The following is a 2,533-nucleotide window of genomic DNA, read 5'->3' on the forward strand; positions in this document are numbered from 1 at the left end:
AGATCTTTTCTCGACCCGATTTCCTCGGTGCTTTCCAGGTTCCCGCTCTCGCGTTTCCCTTTCCGGCGGTTCCGACTCTATCAGATCCTTTCGGCGTCTGATTCCCAGTCAGCGGGTGTTGCCTTCGCGGCCGTTGGCCGTTCCGACGTCCCAAACCTTAGCGGATCCGCTCTGCGATTCCCAATCGGGCCTTGCGGTCCGACCGGGCACCACCGAGACCCGAAAGCGAATTGAATTCGGGCACGCCGAAATCAACCCCGTCGGGAGATCATGCTGGTGTTTGGAGTGCCGCTCATGCGGCGGAGGTGCTGTCGCAGAACCGTTACGGCTCCGCGGCAACCCGAAGAACATTACGGGGCGGGCAGCACAGAGTCAAGTGCCCCCTGTCAAGATTTTTTCCGCGACCCCCGCGCCCCGACGTCAGTCCAGGTCAGTGAGCCGGCCGCCGGCGTCAGGCTGGGCGTGCTCGACACGGCGCAGCAGCCTGGTGAGGACCTCGCCGAGCACCGAACGCTCCGCCGGGGAGAGGTCCTGGAGCAGGTCCTCCTCGAAGACGGAGGCGAGGCGCATGGCCTCCAGCCACTTCTCGCGCCCTTCGGGTGTCAGCTCGACAATCACCCGGACGCGGTTGGACTCGTCCCTCTCCCGGGTGACGAGCCCCCCGGCGACCATCCGGTCGATGCGATGGGTCATCGCGGCGGGGGTGAGGCCGAGGCGCTTGGCCAGTTCACTGGGGCCCATGCGGTAGGGCACCCCGGAGAGGACGAGGGCCTTGAGGACCTCCCACTCCGCGTTGCTGATGCCGAGGGCGCCGGTCTGGCGGCCGTAGGCGACGTTCATGCGGCGGTTGAGCCGGGACAGCGCCGAGACGATCTTCTCCACCTGGGGGTCGAGGTCCTGGAACTCGCGCTGGTAGGCGGCGATCTGTTCGTCGAGGGTCGGCTCGCCGGCGCCGGTGGTGTCGGCCATGACCGAAGTATCGCATGGACCCGCTTGGCGTTGAAGTCCTTCACCATGTACTCTTTAGCTTCGAACTTTAGCTTCTAAGTCTTCAGACTTCAGTAGTCCGCTGACTTGACGACCTGAGAGAGGTGAACGTGACCAGGGCGATGGGCGCAGCGATGCGCCGGATCCACGTGGGCAACGCACTCAGCGCGTTCGGGCTCGGCTTCACCGTCCCCTACCTGTACGTCTATGTGGCGCAGGTGCGGGGGCTCGGTGCCATGACGGCGGGGTTCGTGCTCGCCGTCTTCGCCGTGGCCGCGCTGATAGTGCTGCCGTTCGCCGGCCGGGCGATCGTGCGGCGCGGCCCACTGCCGGTCCTTCTCACCGCCCTGGTGACGGCCGCGATCGGCGCGCTGAGCCTGGGGCTGGCGGGGAGCGGTCCGTCGGTGCTGGCCGCGGCGGCGCTGCTCGGGGCCGGGCAGGCCGTGATGCAGCCGGCGCTGGCGACGTTGATCGTGGACTGCTCGACGGCGGAGACCCGGTCCCGGGCCTTCGCGACCCAGTTCTTCCTGCAGAACCTGGGGCTGGGGGTCGGCGGCCTCATCGGCGGCCACCTGGTCGACACGACCAAGGTGTCCTCCTTCACCGTGCTCTTCGCGATCGAGGCGGCGATGTTCCTGCTGCTGGCGGTCGTCATGGCGACGGTGCGGATCCCGCACTCGCCGCGTTTCGCCGCCGCGCCGGCCTCGTCGTCCGCGCAAGGCAGCTGGAAGCAGTTGCTCGGGAACCGGGCGATGGTGCAGCTGTCCGTGCTGGGCTTCGTGCTGTTCTTCGCGTGCTACGGGCAGTTCGAGTCCGGGCTGAGCGCCTATGGCGTCGAGGCGGCGGGGATATCCACGTCCGCGCTGGGGACCGCGCTCGCCGCGAACACGCTGATGATCGTCGTCGCGCAGTTCGCCGTGCTCAGGTTCGTGGAGCGTCGGCGGCGGTCACGGGTGATCGCCGGGGTCGGGCTGGTCTGGGCCGTGGCGTGGGTCGTGGCCGGGTACGCGGGACTCGGGCACGGCAGTCAGGAGATGGCGACGGCCGCGTTCGTGTCGACGTACGCGCTGTTCGGGCTGGGTGAGGCGATGCTGTCGCCGACGGTGGCTCCGCTGGTGGCCGACCTGGCGCCGGAGGGGATGGCCGGGCAGTACAACTCGGCGTTCGCGCTGGTCAAGCAGCTGGCCCTGGCCGTGGGGCCGGCGGTGGGCGGGCCGATGGGGGCCTCGCTGCACGCGCCGTACGTCGTGACGTTCCTGCTGTTCTCGCTGGGGATCAGTGTCCTGGCGGTGCGGCTCGGCAAGCGGCTGACGGATGTGCAGGACCGGCCTTGGCTGGCCGCGCGGAGCAGGGTCGTGGCCCGGGGTGGCGCGGCTGCGGAGTCCGTGTCCGCGTAGCGGGGGCGGGAGCGGGGACGCTTACCGGCGCTGACAGGTGCCGCCCGCGCCCACCCTCCCCCCACGCTCGGCTTCGCTCGCGCGGGGGGAGGCACGACTGCCCGCAGCTGGGAGACCGACGCGACTACAGCCCCGCGCCCCGCCAGGGG

2 protein-coding genes are annotated in these 2,533 nt (G+C 69.5%); one reads left to right on the forward strand and one right to left on the reverse strand.

Annotated elements, in window-relative coordinates:
- Positions 1–420: 420 nt before the first annotated feature.
- Positions 421–969, reverse strand: coding sequence for a MarR family transcriptional regulator (locus AB0P24_RS47770; protein WP_181806940.1), 549 nt, complete (start codon positions 967–969; stop codon positions 421–423).
- A gap of 140 nt (positions 970–1,109) precedes the next feature.
- Here AB0P24_RS47770 and AB0P24_RS47775 point away from each other — a divergent pair, with 140 nt between their 5' ends.
- Positions 1,110–2,384: an MFS transporter gene (locus tag AB0P24_RS47775; protein ID WP_365805757.1), complete on the forward strand. Its 1,275-nt coding sequence runs from the start codon at positions 1,110–1,112 to the stop codon at positions 2,382–2,384.
- Positions 2,385–2,533 lie beyond the last annotated feature (149 nt).

The sequence above is a fragment of the Streptomyces sp. NPDC086519 genome, from assembly GCF_040686075.1.
In the GTDB taxonomy this organism is placed as follows: Bacteria; Actinomycetota; Actinomycetes; order Streptomycetales; family Streptomycetaceae; genus Streptomyces; species Streptomyces shenzhenensis.

Coding starts and splice junctions, on each gene's coding strand:
- AB0P24_RS47775 (WP_365805757.1), top strand. CDS start 1,110: ATGGGCGCAGCGATGCGCCGGATCCACGTGGGCAACGCACTCAGCGCG.
- AB0P24_RS47770 (WP_181806940.1), bottom strand. CDS start 969: ATGGCCGACACCACCGGCGCCGGCGAGCCGACCCTCGACGAACAGATC.